The 15,734-nt window shown below is 38.0% G+C and carries 20 protein-coding genes; 15 read left to right on the plus strand and 5 right to left on the minus strand.

Annotation, left to right across the window (positions count from 1 at the left end):
- Positions 1-65: 65 nt before the first annotated feature.
- Positions 66-305 (plus strand): hypothetical protein, encoded by a 240-nt coding sequence (locus SYN7509_RS0213705; protein ID WP_009633270.1) that lies wholly within the window; start codon positions 66-68, stop codon positions 303-305.
- A gap of 3 nt (positions 306-308) precedes the next feature.
- Here the strand turns inward: SYN7509_RS0213705 and SYN7509_RS0213710 are convergent, their stop codons facing one another.
- The 4 genes from SYN7509_RS0213710 to SYN7509_RS0213725 all read right to left on the minus strand — a co-directional run bounded on the left by SYN7509_RS0213710 (position 309) and on the right by SYN7509_RS0213725 (position 4,172).
- Entirely contained in the window at positions 309-1,427 is a 1,119-nt protein-coding gene (locus SYN7509_RS0213710) for a hypothetical protein (RefSeq protein WP_009633271.1), read from the minus strand.
- A 112-nt stretch (positions 1,428-1,539) separates the two neighbouring features.
- Complete coding sequence (locus SYN7509_RS0213715) at positions 1,540-2,160, minus strand: GDYXXLXY domain-containing protein (protein ID WP_009633272.1); 621 nt, start codon at positions 2,158-2,160, stop codon at positions 1,540-1,542.
- A gap of 16 nt (positions 2,161-2,176) precedes the next feature.
- Entirely contained in the window at positions 2,177-3,607 is a 1,431-nt protein-coding gene (locus SYN7509_RS0213720) for a DUF2157 domain-containing protein (protein WP_009633273.1), read from the minus strand.
- A 154-nt stretch (positions 3,608-3,761) separates the two neighbouring features.
- On the minus strand, positions 3,762-4,172 hold the full coding sequence (locus tag SYN7509_RS0213725) for a PPC domain-containing DNA-binding protein (RefSeq protein ID WP_009633274.1): 411 nt from the start codon (positions 4,170-4,172) through the stop codon (positions 3,762-3,764).
- A gap of 128 nt (positions 4,173-4,300) precedes the next feature.
- Here SYN7509_RS0213725 and SYN7509_RS0213730 point away from each other — a divergent pair, with 128 nt between their 5' ends.
- From SYN7509_RS0213730 to SYN7509_RS0213765, 8 genes are all read left to right on the plus strand, one after another.
- The gene (locus tag SYN7509_RS0213730) at positions 4,301-6,745 is read left to right on the plus strand and encodes a dynamin-like GTPase family protein (RefSeq protein WP_009633275.1); all 2,445 of its coding nucleotides are present in this window, start codon (positions 4,301-4,303) and stop codon (positions 6,743-6,745) included.
- Between the two features lie 141 nt (positions 6,746-6,886).
- Positions 6,887-7,273, plus strand: a complete 387-nt coding sequence (locus SYN7509_RS27680; protein WP_009633276.1) for a KGK domain-containing protein — start codon at positions 6,887-6,889, stop codon at positions 7,271-7,273.
- A gap of 29 nt (positions 7,274-7,302) precedes the next feature.
- Positions 7,303-7,653, plus strand: coding sequence for a KGK domain-containing protein (locus tag SYN7509_RS25930; RefSeq protein ID WP_009633277.1), 351 nt, complete (start codon positions 7,303-7,305; stop codon positions 7,651-7,653).
- Entirely contained in the window at positions 7,650-7,895 is a 246-nt protein-coding gene (locus SYN7509_RS0213745; protein ID WP_009633278.1) for an HNH endonuclease, read from the plus strand. The genes SYN7509_RS25930 and SYN7509_RS0213745 overlap by 4 nt, the downstream gene beginning before the upstream one ends.
- Positions 7,896-7,926: 31 nt before the next feature.
- Complete coding sequence (locus SYN7509_RS25935) at positions 7,927-8,160, plus strand: hypothetical protein (protein ID WP_009633279.1); 234 nt, start codon at positions 7,927-7,929, stop codon at positions 8,158-8,160.
- Between the two features lie 283 nt (positions 8,161-8,443).
- A complete protein-coding gene (gene arsM / locus SYN7509_RS0213755) occupies positions 8,444-9,403 on the plus strand; it encodes an arsenosugar biosynthesis arsenite methyltransferase ArsM (protein WP_009633280.1) in 960 nt (319 codons plus the stop codon).
- A 125-nt stretch (positions 9,404-9,528) separates the two neighbouring features.
- Positions 9,529-10,515, plus strand: a complete 987-nt coding sequence (arsS, locus tag SYN7509_RS0213760; RefSeq protein WP_009633281.1) for an arsenosugar biosynthesis radical SAM (seleno)protein ArsS — start codon at positions 9,529-9,531, stop codon at positions 10,513-10,515.
- 90 nt (positions 10,516-10,605) lie between these two features.
- Positions 10,606-11,103, plus strand: coding sequence for a pyridoxamine 5'-phosphate oxidase family protein (locus tag SYN7509_RS0213765; protein WP_009633282.1), 498 nt, complete (start codon positions 10,606-10,608; stop codon positions 11,101-11,103).
- A 139-nt stretch (positions 11,104-11,242) separates the two neighbouring features.
- Here the strand turns inward: SYN7509_RS0213765 and SYN7509_RS0213770 are convergent, their stop codons facing one another.
- On the minus strand, positions 11,243-11,656 hold the full coding sequence (locus SYN7509_RS0213770; RefSeq protein ID WP_009633283.1) for a hypothetical protein: 414 nt from the start codon (positions 11,654-11,656) through the stop codon (positions 11,243-11,245).
- A 178-nt stretch (positions 11,657-11,834) separates the two neighbouring features.
- Between SYN7509_RS0213770 and SYN7509_RS0213775 the strand changes: the two genes are divergently transcribed.
- The 6 genes from SYN7509_RS0213775 (at position 11,835) to SYN7509_RS0213800 (ending at position 15,724) form a co-directional block, all read left to right on the plus strand.
- Positions 11,835-12,116: a hypothetical protein gene (locus tag SYN7509_RS0213775; RefSeq protein ID WP_009633284.1), complete on the plus strand. Its 282-nt coding sequence runs from the start codon at positions 11,835-11,837 to the stop codon at positions 12,114-12,116.
- 45 nt (positions 12,117-12,161) lie between these two features.
- On the plus strand, positions 12,162-12,644 hold the full coding sequence (ispF, locus tag SYN7509_RS0213780) for a 2-C-methyl-D-erythritol 2,4-cyclodiphosphate synthase (protein ID WP_009633285.1): 483 nt from the start codon (positions 12,162-12,164) through the stop codon (positions 12,642-12,644).
- A gap of 2 nt (positions 12,645-12,646) precedes the next feature.
- The gene (locus SYN7509_RS0213785) at positions 12,647-13,078 is read left to right on the plus strand and encodes a hypothetical protein (RefSeq protein ID WP_009633286.1); all 432 of its coding nucleotides are present in this window, start codon (positions 12,647-12,649) and stop codon (positions 13,076-13,078) included.
- Positions 13,079-13,082: 4 nt separating this feature from the next.
- On the plus strand, positions 13,083-13,562 hold the full coding sequence (locus SYN7509_RS0213790) for a hypothetical protein (protein ID WP_009633287.1): 480 nt from the start codon (positions 13,083-13,085) through the stop codon (positions 13,560-13,562).
- A gap of 65 nt (positions 13,563-13,627) precedes the next feature.
- Complete coding sequence (locus SYN7509_RS0213795; protein WP_009633288.1) at positions 13,628-13,840, plus strand: hypothetical protein; 213 nt, start codon at positions 13,628-13,630, stop codon at positions 13,838-13,840.
- A gap of 99 nt (positions 13,841-13,939) precedes the next feature.
- A complete protein-coding gene (locus SYN7509_RS0213800) occupies positions 13,940-15,724 on the plus strand; it encodes an ABC transporter substrate-binding protein (protein WP_009633289.1) in 1,785 nt (594 codons plus the stop codon).
- The last annotated feature ends 10 nt before the right edge of the window (positions 15,725-15,734 follow it).

The raw sequence follows: 15,734 nt of genomic DNA on the forward strand, positions 1-15,734 counted from the left end.
TTAAAAACATCCCGATAAGATTAGGGAAAGTTTAAATATATAAATGCGATCGCACACATCTACCTATGGACATAAAAACTAAGCGCCTTGCTCTTTTGGTCGTTTCCTGTAGTGCTGTGGGGGTAATTCTCGGCGGTAGTGCTAGTTTGGCAGACAGCAATCAATGTTGGGCAGCTAAAGAGGTTACAAATGATTGTCTAACTACTGAACCAGTAGTTAAAACTATGCAAGGCATGAGTACGGGTTTAATTGCTGGATTTACCGCCGCCATAGTAGCAGCTTGGCAAATCAAACACGACGAATAGTAGCTAACCTTTGACACTAATTATCCCCGCGATCGCTGCCGAGGCTGCGGAGGTAAAAGCCGAAGCAAATAACCACCAAACGGCGGTTTCTGCTACCTTTTGGGTAGCTTTTGCTTGAATAGTCGCTTGTTGTTTGCGGGTTTGCTCGATTAGTTGCTCTAATTCTTGGCTAAGTTGAATTGATTTTTCCTCTGATGAGGTAGGTTGAAGTACAGCAAGTACAGTTTCTGGGGCGGCTTTTAGCGGTTGTTGTCCCCAAAGCTGCTGCCAAAAAGTTTCTAACTGTTCCATCGCTTGATTGACATCGTTTTTAGAAAAGTCTGTGCGGCTGCTAACTAAGTCTACAAAAGTTTGTCGCCCGATATTTTGGATATGGTTATCGCGGGCGATGGTTTGCATTTCGGGTTCAACAATTAACTGTTCAAATTCTGCTTGGAGTTGATGGCGATCTTCTTCGGGGATTCTTAGCTGATTTAGGTAGCTTGAAATTGCTTCACGGCTGCGAGCGTGATCTATGGCGGTACTAAGTTCGCGGCGTACCGTAGTAGCGGCGGCTTCGGCGGTAGAAACAACGCGATCGCTTACTTGTTTTGCCCCAAGAGCGATCGCTGCTGTACCAATAATTCCTTGCAATCCAGAAGTTGCCGAATTAACTACTGTACCAATTACTGAACCTACCGTAGTTAAGCTAATCCAAACTAACAATGTAAAGTACGTTGCCCAAATTGTTAGCCCAAAAATTGCTCCTAAAATTGCATCGTTTACTAAGCTGAGTTTTACCGCCAAAAAACACGCCCCAAACAAGGTAATGCTAAGAGTTCCCAGTGTTCTTAAGCCTACTATTGTGCCGATTTTGTCAATAGTATCGTCTAAAGATTCTCCTTCCTTAGATTCCTCATCAGAATCTGAATAGGAAATACCCAAAGCAATAAAAAAGTTGGCTAGTAGTAGCTGAAAGGCAAAAGCTAAAACTAATCCCGCCACTAAGACTAAAAAGCCTTGAGAGCCTGAAAACACGGTATTAGAGACGCTTCCCAAAGGTAAATAGGCGAAGCCCGTAACCGGGCGCGCTGGCGGTATCGCCCCGTCAAAAAATTGAACTATTCCCACCCACTGAAACATAGATTTTTGTTAAGTTTGCTTCTATAAACTGATAATACTTTTGCCTCCTTCGATGTCTCTCTCTAATGAGCGAAAAATAGCTCTTAATTGCAAAGACTAGACTTTTAGCTGATTAAAAGCGGTAGTTGCGATCGCGTATCCATAGACTAACGGGTACGCCATTCCCTTGTTTATCAACTTTTATTTCCATTACAAGAAGTTGCGATCGTCCTCTTTGCGCTTGACTAACAGCTTGGTTAATTTCTTGCTGTTGAGATTCGGGAAAGTAATAAGTTTCTAACCCGTAACGAATCGAATTACCTGCGCCTCTGCCCTTCAGAGCTATCTGGTTGGCTGGTAACGGTGTCGGCGGGCTGCCACTTACTCTTACAGGTTTCCAAGCTAAAGGGGGCTGTTTTGCTCCATCTGGTGGCGATTCTAAGACTACATACAACTGTGTACTTGAATCTAGATAGTTGTCATTTGTAATTTTTTGCTGTTTTTTTATTTCTTGCCAACCTGGAAGCTTTCGTAAGTTTTCTAAGCGGGAAATGTCATAACTTAGGGTTTGCGAATAACCCCGTAATGGATCGTAAGGATCTACAGGAATCGTCTGCAATATCACAGTTTTGCCTGTAATGTGCGTATACACTGATTGGGCAGGTAGAGCTAAAATTAGCCCAACTTGAAATAGTAAAGGTACAGCAAACCGCCATATTGGTAAAGGCGATCGCGTTTCTTCATTTTGTGACATAAAAACCTCTTAACTTTTAATTATTTGTATTACCAAAAGTTCGGACGTACTTCTCAAACCAAAGTCCGATCGCAATTACGCCAACTCCACACAAAACAAAGACTAAAGATTTGAAAAACAATCCCGTATTAGCTAAGAAAAACCAATTCAAAATTCTTAAAACTAACAGCAACAATCCAAACCAAAAAGCCCGTCTTTGTCCGTGAGTTAAACCTTCGCGCATTAAACCAATAGATAAAATAAACAACAGCGCGTTAAAAGCAAAGGTGGCAAATTCAGGAATTGGTGCAACATAAGTATGCCAACTAGAAATTGAAACGGGAATAACTATTAATAAACCAATAACAATTGTTGTCAAGTCTTGAGATTGCATTGGGCGATGTCTAGATATTCTATTTGCTAGACGCAACCATTGCCAAACACCAATTACGATCAAAATCAAAAGGTTTATGAGCGGAAACAAACTTACTTTTTCTAAATCCGTTTCTGAAGATTCGCGCGACCAATTATTCCACAAACTATAGAATGAAAAAGAGTAAAATATACCTGCTAAATAGATAAGTGCAAGGTTTTGAGAAATAGCTTTAAAAGACTTTGATATTGCTCGATTTTCTCTAAAGTCGTCATAACTCCATAATAGTATTGGCGGTAGTGTAAAAAGAAGTGCGATCGCCCAACCGGAGATTTGTAGATTAGATAAATTAAATAGCCTTCCTATTCCATAAGCGTAGAAGTAGTGATTACTTATTAAAGCTGATATAATTGCGATCGCACTAAAAGCAAATACCCAGCGCGACTTGCATAAATAGGCTAAAGGTATAAACATTACACAAGCAAGAATTGGCATATGTTCCCCTAGCAAAGATGACCAAGAAAGTTGTTGATACAGCCAAGAATTATTAAATAAACTATCTATAGCAAATCCCCACTGACCGATCCAAATTAATAAAATAGATAGTAAACTTAATGATGTTAAGCGCAAGCTATAAGCCATTGCTAGTACACCAATTCCCCACGCAAGCATTAATTCATAAAAGGGATTATTGACTTGATAAATTTGCCCCATTAGTGCCATGTTTGCCCCTAGTATCAATGCACCTAGTAGCAACAATCCAGTACCGAGGCGCTGATTAGAATCGTGAGATTTTCTCCAAATATAAAAACCTGTAGTATTAACACTTACAAACAAGCTTAGTAACAATAATATCTTGGCAATTTTTGATAAATCTTGCCAGTTTGCAGCTACAAAAGTAATTATTCCTAACCCGATTAGAATACTTCCAAGTCCAATCAAAACCATTACAAATAGATTTCGAGAAGATGTATCAATAGCATTAAATTGATAGCGTTGTGCTAGTTGTTCATGTTGAGAATCATTAATTAATCCTTCGGTGCGCCATACTTCCGCTTCCCGGCGTAACTGGCTGCGAAACTTGTCTGTAATCAAAATAAGTGCCTCCTTTTTTATCAACAAAATATTAATAAATTAAAAGTTTTATTAAACTAAAGGCTATATCAGTTTTATTATCAAATTATAATTAGCAAACAAATATACTTGCTGTGACACTTTGTTTGTTGGTATGTTTTTTAACATAAATTATTTAATCGAAATATTCTTGAGTTGCTAAGATTTCTAACTCCTTGTATCCTGTTTGTGCATCTATGGTTCTAGCAAAAATAAAATCTTCACTTACGCCAATAACAATTTCTGCTGTTGTGTAGATAATGCAACCAGTTTCTAAATGTCCACCGATAGTTTTACCTTGGCAATCGGCTATTGCTATATGTAAATGAATGCCAGTTTTAGATAATGTGCCGTTTAGGGAAAGTATTTCAAATTTGTCTTGTAAAAATGCTGCTTTATTTTGATTGGCAAAACGAATATTTGCCTGTTTTAAACTACCTATTGCTGTTACTATAAATCCAGCTTTTATATCTTTTTCTTGAGTAAATGTTTCTAAAGCTTGGCGTAAATCTTGTTCGGGTTTTAACCTGATTGCAAAAGTTTTCATAACAGCTACAAGAGTATATATACGGGTAAATTTGAATAAAATATAAATATATCCGTATTTTCACTATAACTTGTCTCTAAATATGCTTCATAAAATAGTTGTAAATAGCTATTTTTAGGATTTATATAATGACTGAACCTTTAACACAGTGTCAAAATTTGCAAGCGCAAGTTGAAAGCATACTTCAGTTATCCCATCAAGAAGCAAGTTTGCGATCGCAAGATATAACCCCAGTACAATCTAGTTTGAGAAAAGCTGTTTCTCCTACCTTTGAAATTGTCTTTGCTGGTGCTTTTAGTGCGGGTAAGTCGATGCTAATCAACGCCTTACTAGAAAGAGAGTTATTGTACAGCGCAGAAGGACACGCTACGGGTACTGAATGCTACATTTTTTATGCTGAAGCGGAACAAGAAAAAGTTATTTTAACTTTTTTAAGTGAAGTAGAAATTAGAGAACAAGCAGTAGCACTATGTCAAAAATTGGGATTAACAGCACCCAGTAATATTAACGATACTGAAATGGTTAATTTGTTACGTCAAGGATGCGTATTAATTATTCAAAAAGAAGGCGGTGAGAGTAAATCGGAACGCGCCAAACAAGCAAAGGCTTTGATACTTTTATTAGAGGGATTTGAAACAAACCGCGATCGCATTCATTCGTTAAATAATGCTACATATTCGATGGAACAGTTTAACTTTGCCAATCTCAAAGAAGCCGCCAGTTTTGCGCGTCGTGGTAGTAATAGCGCCGTCTTAAAGCGGATTGAATACTATTGCACTCATCCCTTATTAAAAGATGGAAACGTAATTATTGATACACCCGGAATTGACGCACCCGTACAAAAAGATGCGGAATTAGCTTATCGTAAAATTGAACATCCCGATACTTCCGCCGTTGTCTGCGTATTAAAGCCAGCTTCTGCGGGAGATATGACGAAGGAGGAGACAGAATTAATTGAAAAAACTAACTCTAATATAGGTATACGCGATCGCTTGTTTTATGTATTTAACCGTATTGACGAAACTTGGTTTAAACCAGAGTTAAAACAACGATTAGATAGATTGATTAATAGCGAGTTTCAAAATACTACTAGAGTCTACAAAACCAGTGGTTTACTAGGATTTCATGGTAGCCAGGTTAAACAACATACAAATAAGAGCGATCGCTTTGGTTTAGATTCTATCTTTGCTGAGAGTGTTGGGGGTTTGGAGGGACAAGAAGAAACGCCACAATTTGTTAATGCTTTAATGCAATATTGCGCGTTGTCGGGTAAATTACCTCCTACATTTCGGATTGATGTGCGCGGATATGAAACGCCAAATCAAAACTACGAGCGGATTTTAAATGATTATGGAATGCCATTAATCGATCAATTGATTATCGATAGTGGAATTGAGGAATTTCGCTCGGCTATTACTCGTTATTTGACAGAAGAAAAACGTCCTCAATTGTTTTCAAACTTAGCTGACGATTTACAACCAGTTTGTATTAACTTACGCAATAATTATCTTGCAAAGCATCGAGAACTAGATAGCCAACCCCGCGAAATTGAAGCTATGAAGGCGCGGGAATTGGAACTATTAAGTAAAGAGTTGCAAGACTTGGGAGAGCATTTTTTTGAGCATATCGAATTAGAAGTTAATCAATTAGTAAACAATAAATGCGAGAATTTTGAAAAAGATTTTCTATTGCTACAAACTCGCATGATTGGCAAATTAGACGAGTTATTAAATACTTTTTCTGTAGCAGATGCTTATAGCCGCGCTACTCTCAGCCATCGCCGCAATGCTACAGCGCCATTAATTGCTATTTTAGTAGAAGCACTTTATTATCTATCTAACGAATTGGAAGATGTTTTAGTAAAATCTTGCCAAGAAGTGATTAATAGCTTTTTTCAACGCTTAATTGAAAGAGTACAAAAAGCAGAGTATTACAGTCATTTGTATAGGTTGCTAGGCAATGATGCCGGAATTGTAGAACAGATAAAAGCATTAGAAACTTTGGTACAACATTCTTTAATGGATGCAGCAAAAGTAGAGTGCGATCGCTTTGTGCGAGAAAGTCCCAGATTTTACGATGAGGGGACATTTTCTATCTATCAATTTCGTCAAACATTGGCGCAAACATCCCAAGGTTACGACAGCGAAAGTATGGTACAAGCACAGCCAGCAATTAGGCAATTATTGAAGTTAGATTTTGAGCCAAAAGTCTCCGAAACTATCCGCAAAAACTTCCGCGCTAATATTAACGCTGTTCTCAAAAATGGTTTATTACCCCTTGCAGAAAAACAAGCAAATCAGATTTTACAGCAATACAATAATGCTCGCAATCATTTAGAGCAAACGTTGGAGAAAGAGGCGGAAGAAAAGATTGCTGGTAATATGCGATCGCAAAAGGAAGTAGAAAGTAATATTTCTGCTTACAATCAAGCAGTTTCGGGTATTAACGGTTGCTTGCAAGCCATGCAATTACATACTCATTTATTACCTTTAATTGCAGATTCTGATTTTAAATCGGTTATTGTTGATACAGAAGTTGTAAGTCTTAGTCATTTTAAAGTTTTGGCGATTTGATTATTAACTTATTAGTGCGGTTACATAAGTGTTTGAGTATACTTTTGCAAACTTTGGCGCTTGTAGCCGCTAATGAAATTCGCTAAAAATGTCGAGTCACCTAAGTTAGTCAATTTATCAACATAAGGTATTGAGGAAAATATGCAAAACAAATTTAAGCCATTGAATGATGAATATCAAGATACTGTTTTATCATTTGCCACATCTATGTTTAAAGTAGGTGAATTGATAGCAGAAATCCGAAAAGTATGGAAAAACAACGGTTTAAATATACTAAGAAATACATTAGTCAATCGAGGTGATATACCAAGCAATAGTGAGGAATGGTGCAATCAAGGCGTAAACTGTGAAATCTTAAAGCCTGGTGATAAAAGTTGGAAAAAAGGGAAAATTAGAATCAATATTAGCTTTGAGTTTTGTCCTGATGAAATTGAGATTGAGGAAATAACACAAAGTAAAGATGCAGAAGTCAGTCAAATAAGTTCACCCCTTGATGATATTCGTCAAATGATGAATCAAAATAGCTAATATAACAGTTACAAAAAATATAAGTCAAAATGAATAATAGATTTGTGCGGCTAACTTTTGATGAGGTAATATCACCTACAATAACGGGTCTAAATTTATCTAGTACCTTCAAGGTGAAGGAGCTGCTTGCAGTAGTTAAAAATCAATTTCCTGGTGAAAGCAAAAAGTTGTTTGAGGAAGAAGGTTTAGAATTGGAAGTTTTGAAACTGGATGCTAAAGGTTGGAAGAAGGGAAAAGTTCGATTTAGCATAGAATTTTGTCCCGATGAGCCTGAAATTGAAGAAACAACACAAAGTAATAATGTAGAAATTAATCAGACAAGTTCACCCCTTGACGATATTCGCCAAAGGATGAGTAAAGATCAGCAAAATAATTCATGAGCAAAACGCCACGCATTCCCCTACCGCCAGAAGTGAGAAAATATGTTTTTGAGCGCGACTTACACCATTGCCAAAGTTGCGGTAAAACTGACACAGAAGCTAACCTTAATATCGATCATATTATTCCTCTAGCTCGTGGCGGCAAAAACGATCTTAGCAATTTGCAAACTCTTTGTATTACCTGCAATCAACGTAAACGCGATCGCCTAGATCCCCGATTTAGACGTTATTTTGACAAATGAGTTATCATCGAGTCTTGCTTTTACTAAGCTTATGTCTAAAAATTCTAGTAATAAATTAAACAGTAACTTTAACTACTCTGTAGAAAAGGCTCAAAAGCCTTACTCAAAAATATTATTTCGCCTGGTGTTAGCAGTAGCTATTTTAATCACAGCTTTTCCCCTACTTTATGAATTTAAGTCGAGAGTTGGGATTGATATAGTTCATGGAGTACACGCCGGAACTTTTTTTGAAAAACACACTGGCGGACTAATTAAGTGTCAATGATTGTATCCTTATCATTGTCCGAGCGATCGCATGACCTAAGATTGTTCTCATTCTACGATTAAAGCATTGTAGCGGCTTTATTGATGATATTTTTGTTAGCGCGATCGCACCGTCTATTTACAAAGACAAATTCCATCGCTGGCGCATTATCCACACCATTTTAAACTGCTTTGAAAACAGCATTATATAAGCTGTAACTCTTGATGTGTATGTCTAAATCCGTCTTTTGGCGTGACTGTAGATATAAATAAAGTATTAAGATTAGCTAAAAAGTGCGATCGCCATGACTTATCTTGAAACCGCCGCCCAGTTTTACAGTGACGTAGCCGAAACGCCCCAAGTCGGGCTATGCTGCGTTCAAAGTACCCCTTTGCAATTGCCAGGGTTAAATATTCCCGACCAAATGCAGGAAATGAATTATGGCTGCGGTACTACCGTCCACGCTGCCGAACTTACAAACCAACCAACGGTGCTTTATGTGGGGATTGGTGGCGGCTTAGAAGCCCTGCAATTTGCTTATTTTTCTCGTCGTGCGGGGGCAGTCATTGCTGTAGAACCAGTTGCTGCTATGCGCGAAGCCGCCGCCCGTAATTTACAAATTGCCGCTCAGGAAAACCCCTGGTTTGAAACAAGTTTTGTAGAAATTCGCGCCGGGGATGCTTTTAAATTGCCTGTGGCTGATGCTTCGGTGGATATAGTCGCTCAAAATTGCTTATTTAATATTTTTGAACCGGCGGATCTTTCTATCGCCCTGCAAGAAGCTTACAGAGTCTTAAAACCTGGTGGGCGCTTACAAATGAGCGATCCGATTGCGACACGTCCTATTCCTTATCATCTGCAACAAGACGACCAATTAAGGGCAATGTGTCTATCGGGGGCGTTGACTTACGAGGAATATACAGCCCGGATTATTGATGCAGGCTTTGGACAAGTGGAAGTGCGATCGCGTCGCCCTTATCGGCTTTTAGATAGTCATACTTACAACTTAGACGATCATTTACTTTTAGAAAGTCTTGATTCTGTCTCTTTTAAAGTTCCAATTCCTGAAGATGGTGCTTGTGTTTTTACCGGAAAAACTGCTATTTACACCGGAAATCAAGCAATTTTTGATGATAATGCGGGGCATATACTTCAGCGCGGTATTCCCGCCGCCGTCTGCGATAAAACTGCCGCAAAACTTGCCTCCAAAGACGTAATTGTTACTAATTCTACTTGGTATTATGACGGTGGCGGCTGCTGCTAGAAAACTTGAAATAGTTTAGAAAAATACGTTCAAATTGATATTTTTCCTTCTTGTTATGGGGGAGATTTTTCCACAGCAAACATACATAGCTTAAAAGCGATCTCTTCAACATCTAGTTAGAAATTATGGTACAAACACTCATAACACCCTTCAAAGATAAACTAGCTTTACCCTTAACTAAAAAAGCAATAAACACCTTACAAATTAATTTAGGTAAACGCTGTAACCTTGCTTGCAATCACTGTCATGTAGAAGCTAGTCCCAAAAGGACAGAAGAACTTAGTCCAGAAATTTGCAATCAACTAATTGAAATTATTAATACATTTCCTCAAATTGAAGTTATCGATCTTACTGGTGGTGCGCCAGAAATGAATTATGGATTTAAACCTTTAGTAGAAGCAGCTAGAAACCAAGGTAAAAAAGTAATTGTTCGCTCTAACTTAACGATTTATTTTGTAGATGGATTTGAAGAATTGCCAGAATATTGCGCTAAATATCAAACTCAGATAGTTGCTTCTTTGCCGTGCTATTTAGAAGATAATGTTGATAGAATGCGCGGCAAAGGTGTTTACAATGATTCAATTGCAGCTTTGCAATGTCTTAATCAATTAGGTTATGGGAACAATCCTAATCTAATCTTAGATTTGGTATACAATCCGCCAATACCATCTTCAGAAAAGTTTAGTCTAACCCCAGAACAAGCAAAGTTAGAGCAAGATTACAAAGCTTATTTACAAGAACATTTTAATGTTGTTTTTAACAATTTATATACAATTACAAACTTACCAATTGGACGAACTAAATTTCAGTTAGAAAACAAAAAATTACATAAGCCTTATTTACAATTTTTGGAGTCAAGCTTTAATTCCAGTACCGTTGAACATTTAATGTGTAGAAACGAGCTTTCCATTGATTATTTAGGCAATGTATACGATTGTGACTTTAACCAAATGGAAAATCTACCTGCAAAAACTCGCAATGGTGAAGTATTGACGGTTGCCAAATTACTAGAAGCGGGAAATTTAGACTTGATCAACAAAATTAAAACTGCGCCTTATTGTTACGGTTGTACGGCGGGAAGTGGTTCTAGTTGTGGCGGCGCTTTGGTATGATTTCGCTAAAATTTGTGACTATAGATAGAATAATTACGCCCAACAGAAATGTTATCTGTATATTGACAGTTAATAAGTAAGTTAAAAGCAATGAACGATCGCCAAGATAATATTGAAAAGCTGCACGACATGATTAAAGACATCAGGTTTGCCATGTTAACTACTGTCGAAGAAGATGGTACTTTACGCAGCCGCCCGATGGCAACTCAAGAATTTGAATTTGATGGCGATTTATGGTTTTTTACTAGCGCTGATGCGACCAAAGTCAATGAAGTAGAACACGAGCATCATGTTAATGTTAGCTACGCCGAACCAAAAGATCAAAAGTACGTTTCGGTATCGGGTACAGCCCAACTAATCCGCGACAAATCAAAAATAGAAGAACTATGGAATCCATTGCTTAAAGCTTGGTTTCCTGACGGTTTAGACGATCCTCAACTGGCGCTATTAAAAGTTAGTGTAGATAAAGCTGAATACTGGGACTCTCCATCAAGTAAAGTAGTGCGTTTGTTGGGATTTGCAAAAGCTGTAGTGACGGGTAAACCCATCGGTAATCCGGGCGACAATGCCAAAATTGAAGCCCTTTAGAAGTTGGGTATCACCACTTTTAAAATGACACAGTTGTTAAAGGTGATAACTGCGCCATTTTTTACAGCTATTAGACCTATTAAAAGTAAGATAGTAAACCTTTGATAGAAATCAAAGGTTTACTTTTTCTTAGCTATATTTACAGTTTGGAAGTCTTACTGATAGTTGTTTGTATAGATTGCAAGCCTGTCAATATGATTTCTTGATTAGGGTTAGAGTTTTTAAATTCGCCGTTTATTTTATCTAAACTTTCTTCAATGGCATTGTAATTGTCCTTAGACTTGGCTTTGATGCCATCTTCGACGGGTTTCCAATTATCTTCAAATTTGGCAAATTCTGTTTTTCCCTGAGCGTAATCGCCAGCTTTAACGGCGGCGGTAGTTGCAGACACTACTGCTAGCACTCCTGGATAACCTGCGCCGAAAGATGCGGAGACTGGAGAAGGGCTACTTTCTCCTGGTGATGATTGGGTAGTTTCGGCATTATTGCACCCAGTTAGGGCAAAAATACCAATTGCCCCAATTATCAAGACTTTATTAAAATAGCTATTCATAATTTTCTTAAAAAACAGTTGTTGTAAGTTGTAAATTATACTCGATCGCCATCCAGTAAGAAATATCACCTGGATGTCGGTTAAATTATCTAATGTTATGAACTAGCGTCTTGCAGTCGAAAAGGGAAATCAAGCGATCGCGCTCTATTGCAAGTTAAACTTAAAATTTCCCAACCCTATGAAACGTTTAGCCCGCAAATACCACCGAATTATAGCGCCCATTGTTGCGATACCCCTAATGTTAACGGTACTAACTGGAATGTTGGCAACAGTTGTTCGAGAATGGCCAATTAATACCGGACTCACATCTGGCTTGATTTTGAGCATTCATACCGGGGAATTATTTCATCTTCAAGCAGTTTATCCAATTTTGAACGGGCTAGGATTGATTGTATTAGTAGTAACAGGGATAAGTATGTCGGGGATATTTGGCAAAAAAAAGCGGGAAGGACAGCAGTAATATTGTTGAAATGCGATCGCAATTATTCATAATATATTTTAAACTATGCTAAATATCCGTGTTGGTAATGGCTACGATATCCACCAACTAAGCACCAATCGCCGCTTAATTTTGGGCGGGGTAGAAATTCCCCACGAGTTAGGTTTGCTAGGACATAGCGATGCAGATGTTCTTACTCATGCAATTATGGATGCAATGCTTGGGGCTTTATCTTTAGGAGATATTGGGCTATATTTTCCCCCTAGCGATGCTCAGTGGGCGGGGGCGGATAGTTTAGTATTACTGAATAAGGTAAATCAACTAATACGCGATCGCGGTTGGAAAATTGGCAACATTGATTCAGTAATTGTCGCCGAACGTCCGAAGTTAAAGCCGCATATTTCTAGTATGCGCGATCGCTTGGCAAATGTTTTGCAAATACCCGCCGATTGCGTCGGTGTTAAAGCCACCACAAACGAACAATTAGATGCAATCGGACGAGAAGAAGGAATTGCAGCCCATGCGGTAGTTTTATTAGTAGCTAGTTAACTATGTCTAACCCCTTGCGTCAGCTTAAATATTTACCTTGGCGATCGCTATTTATAATTGCTGGCATGACTTTTGTAATTGTCACAACGGTAGAATGGTTACTGTGGATGACTTACAATCAGTTAGACGAGGGGACGCAGTTTACAATCGTCAGGATATTAGCAGCAACTTTATATTCGCCATTATTATCGTTATTTACTGTTGGTGCGATCGGTGTAGGTGTTGGCGCTTTAGGTGTATTTTTACTAGAAAGATTAGAAAAGCGAGTTTTTATTAATGCTGGGATACTTTGGGCATTAATTTTATGTTTAATTGTTGGTTTAATAATTAGAAGTTACATCCCTATACCAGCCCTTTTCACTGACGTGAATCAACTACAGTTAGTTGGGATGATTTTAGGAGTGTTTTGGCAAGGTAAGCGTTATTGGAGGTAAAACAATGAATAGTACAAAAATAAAGTGCTGCAAAGATAACGGTAAGACAATTTATTCATTTCAAGATGAATTTTTGGTACATTGTCCTCGCTGTAATTCTTGTGCTATTGTCCGCCGCATCGATCCTGAAAATACTGATTGGTTTACTCCTCGCCGATTTTCCTGTATGGCTTGTAGTTTTACAAAAGATTGGACTGAAAAAGAAATTGCTAGACCTTGGTATGGTGAACCAGTAGATGACTATTTTCACTATCCTTTGTGGCTTCAAATGTCCTGTTGTAGTCAAACGCTTTGGGCTTACAATCTTACACATTTAGACTTTATTGAAGAATTTGTTAGCGCAAAATTAAGAGAACGCAAGCCCGATGAAAACTACGGCTGGTCAAATCGCAGTTTGTTTTCTCGCCTGCCAAAATGGATGCAATCTCGTAAAAACTGGGAAGAAATTTTAAGTGCGATCGCCAAAATCCGCAAATCAATATAAATAAACTTTGCAGTGTTGGATGTATTAAGCTTGATTTATAGATTTTCTAATGGACACCCAACAATATGACATTAGCTGAATTACTTCCTGCGGTGCGATTGCTCTCTGTACAGGAAAAACTTAAGTTAATTCGCCTTTTAGCAGAGGAATTAGATACGGCTGAAGAAATTGCACCCTTAGAACCCTATAAAACCTACAAATTACCAACTCCATACAATAGTTTTGAGACTGGTGCAATTTTGATAGAAACATTGAAACAGGTTGACTTTGAGCATTAAAGCCTATGATGTTTATGTATTCAACGATTAGCTCAAACCAGTATTGTATTGGTATTATTTAAAACTTTCTTTTAATAATATACCTATATTAAATAAGTTATGACTTTTTATAATTGGGGGCGTAAATGGATAGCTTTTATATTAACTGTAGTAATTGCGATCGCCTTTTCTGGCTGCAACCCTACAAACTTCAAGTCTCAAGCGGCGCAGACATCCCAATTAGTTCTTAGTGTCCTTAGCGATCCGCAGACCTTTAACTATGCTTTAAATCAACAATCACCGAATATTTTTGGCTTGACGTTTAAAGGTTTAACATCAATTAATGGCAAAGGTGAAATTGAGCCAGAGTTAGCCGAATCTTGGACGGTATCAGCAGATAAAAAAAGAATTGTTTTTAATCTCAGACCTGGGTTGAAATGGTCAGATGGCAAACCGCTAACATCAGATGATGTTGTTTTTACTTATAACGATATAGTTTTTAATCAAGAAATTTCTACCGATCTTAGAGATTACCTTAAAATTGGTGTAAGTGGAACTTTACCTAAAGTTCAAAAAATTAGCGATCGCCAAGTTGAATTTATTTTACCTGAACCCTTTTCGCCTTTTTTAAGTACCACTATCGGCGACTCTAGTAGCGCGATCGCAATTTTACCAAAACACGCCCTAGAAGCATCGATAAAAGCTAAAGATTCTGAGGGAAATTCTCGTTATATGTCTACTTGGGGAACAGATATCGATCCCAAGGAAATTGTCACAAATGGCCCTTATAAGTTAGAAAGTTATACCCCTAGTCAGCGATTAGTATTTCGCAAAAATCCTAACTATTGGCGCAAAGATAAACAAGGAAATTCTCAGCCATACATTGAAAGAGTTGTTTGGCAAATTGTCGAATCGACAGATACATCTTTACTTCAATTTCGTTCGGGTGGATTGGATATAGTGGGCGCGAGTCCTATTAGCTTTTCCTTGCTTAAAAAGGAAGAAAAACGAGGAAAATTTACAATTTATAATGGTGGCGCTGCTTACGGGCAAAGTTTTATTAGTTTCAATCTCAATAAAGGTAAAAGAAACGGTAAACCTTTAATAGATCCAATTAAATCGCGGTGGTTTAATACGGTGGAGTTTAGACAAGCGGTATCTTATGCTATTGATCGCCAAAGTATAGTTAATAATCTTTTTCGCGGCTTGGGACAACCTCAAAATTCCCCGGTTGATGTGCAGAGCAAATATTATCTTTCGCCCAAAGATGGATTGAAAGTTTATAATTATGAGCCAGAAAAAGCCAAGGAATTATTATTAAAAGCCGGATTTAAGTATAATGATAAAAATCAACTGCTAGATGCGGATAACAACCGCGTCCGTTTTACATTGTTATCAAACGCTGGAAGTAAGACAGGGGAAGCAATGAGCGCCCAAATTAAGCAAAACTTAAGCAAGATTGGCATCCAAGTAGACTTAAACGCGATCGCATTTTCAGTAATTGGCGAAAAACTACACAATACCCTCGATTGGGAATGTTATTTTGGCGGCTTAATTGGCTCAGGAGTAGACCCCAATGAGGGCGCAAATGTTTGGCTAACGGAAGGTGGATTGCATAGCTTTAATCAAGCTGCACAAGTCGGAGAAGAACCTATAGAAGGGCGCATCGTATCAGATTGGGAAAAAGAGATAGCTGATTTATATATCCAAGGGGCGCAGGAATTTGACGAAGCTAAACGTAAAGTTATTTATGATGAAACTCAGCGCATTACTCAAGAGTATTTACCTTATATATATTTAGTTAATCCTTTATCTATGGCGGCGATCCGAAACCGCATTCAAAACGTTAAATTCTCGGCTTTAGGTGCATTTTGGAATATCTATGAACTTAAAGTAGACGAGTAGTAGTCGGGAA

Origin of the sequence: Synechocystis sp. PCC 7509 (assembly GCF_000332075.2) — a bacterium.
Lineage (GTDB): Bacteria > Cyanobacteriota > Cyanobacteriia > Cyanobacteriales > Chroococcidiopsidaceae > Aliterella.

What these genes read in the sequence shown, in the direction of transcription:
- SYN7509_RS0213795 (WP_009633288.1), top strand. Translation starts at nt 13,628, where the DNA reads ATGACATTAGCTGAATTACTTCCTGCGGTGCGATTGCTCTCTGTACAG.
- SYN7509_RS25935 (WP_009633279.1), top strand. Translation starts at nt 7,927, where the DNA reads ATGTCTAAAAATTCTAGTAATAAATTAAACAGTAACTTTAACTACTCT.
- SYN7509_RS0213770 (WP_009633283.1), bottom strand. Translation starts at nt 11,656, where the DNA reads ATGAATAGCTATTTTAATAAAGTCTTGATAATTGGGGCAATTGGTATT.
- SYN7509_RS27680 (WP_009633276.1), top strand. Translation starts at nt 6,887, where the DNA reads ATGCAAAACAAATTTAAGCCATTGAATGATGAATATCAAGATACTGTT.
- SYN7509_RS0213785 (WP_009633286.1), top strand. Translation starts at nt 12,647, where the DNA reads ATGTCTAACCCCTTGCGTCAGCTTAAATATTTACCTTGGCGATCGCTA.
- SYN7509_RS0213775 (WP_009633284.1), top strand. Translation starts at nt 11,835, where the DNA reads ATGAAACGTTTAGCCCGCAAATACCACCGAATTATAGCGCCCATTGTT.
- SYN7509_RS0213790 (WP_009633287.1), top strand. Translation starts at nt 13,083, where the DNA reads ATGAATAGTACAAAAATAAAGTGCTGCAAAGATAACGGTAAGACAATT.
- arsM (WP_009633280.1), top strand. Translation starts at nt 8,444, where the DNA reads ATGACTTATCTTGAAACCGCCGCCCAGTTTTACAGTGACGTAGCCGAA.
- SYN7509_RS0213715 (WP_009633272.1), bottom strand. Translation starts at nt 2,160, where the DNA reads ATGTCACAAAATGAAGAAACGCGATCGCCTTTACCAATATGGCGGTTT.
- SYN7509_RS0213765 (WP_009633282.1), top strand. Translation starts at nt 10,606, where the DNA reads ATGAACGATCGCCAAGATAATATTGAAAAGCTGCACGACATGATTAAA.
- ispF (WP_009633285.1), top strand. Translation starts at nt 12,162, where the DNA reads ATGCTAAATATCCGTGTTGGTAATGGCTACGATATCCACCAACTAAGC.
- arsS (WP_009633281.1), top strand. Translation starts at nt 9,529, where the DNA reads ATGGTACAAACACTCATAACACCCTTCAAAGATAAACTAGCTTTACCC.
- SYN7509_RS0213745 (WP_009633278.1), top strand. Translation starts at nt 7,650, where the DNA reads ATGAGCAAAACGCCACGCATTCCCCTACCGCCAGAAGTGAGAAAATAT.
- SYN7509_RS0213730 (WP_009633275.1), top strand. Translation starts at nt 4,301, where the DNA reads ATGACTGAACCTTTAACACAGTGTCAAAATTTGCAAGCGCAAGTTGAA.
- SYN7509_RS0213710 (WP_009633271.1), bottom strand. Translation starts at nt 1,427, where the DNA reads ATGTTTCAGTGGGTGGGAATAGTTCAATTTTTTGACGGGGCGATACCG.
- SYN7509_RS25930 (WP_009633277.1), top strand. Translation starts at nt 7,303, where the DNA reads ATGAATAATAGATTTGTGCGGCTAACTTTTGATGAGGTAATATCACCT.
- SYN7509_RS0213800 (WP_009633289.1), top strand. Translation starts at nt 13,940, where the DNA reads ATGACTTTTTATAATTGGGGGCGTAAATGGATAGCTTTTATATTAACT.
- SYN7509_RS0213725 (WP_009633274.1), bottom strand. Translation starts at nt 4,172, where the DNA reads ATGAAAACTTTTGCAATCAGGTTAAAACCCGAACAAGATTTACGCCAA.
- SYN7509_RS0213705 (WP_009633270.1), top strand. Translation starts at nt 66, where the DNA reads ATGGACATAAAAACTAAGCGCCTTGCTCTTTTGGTCGTTTCCTGTAGT.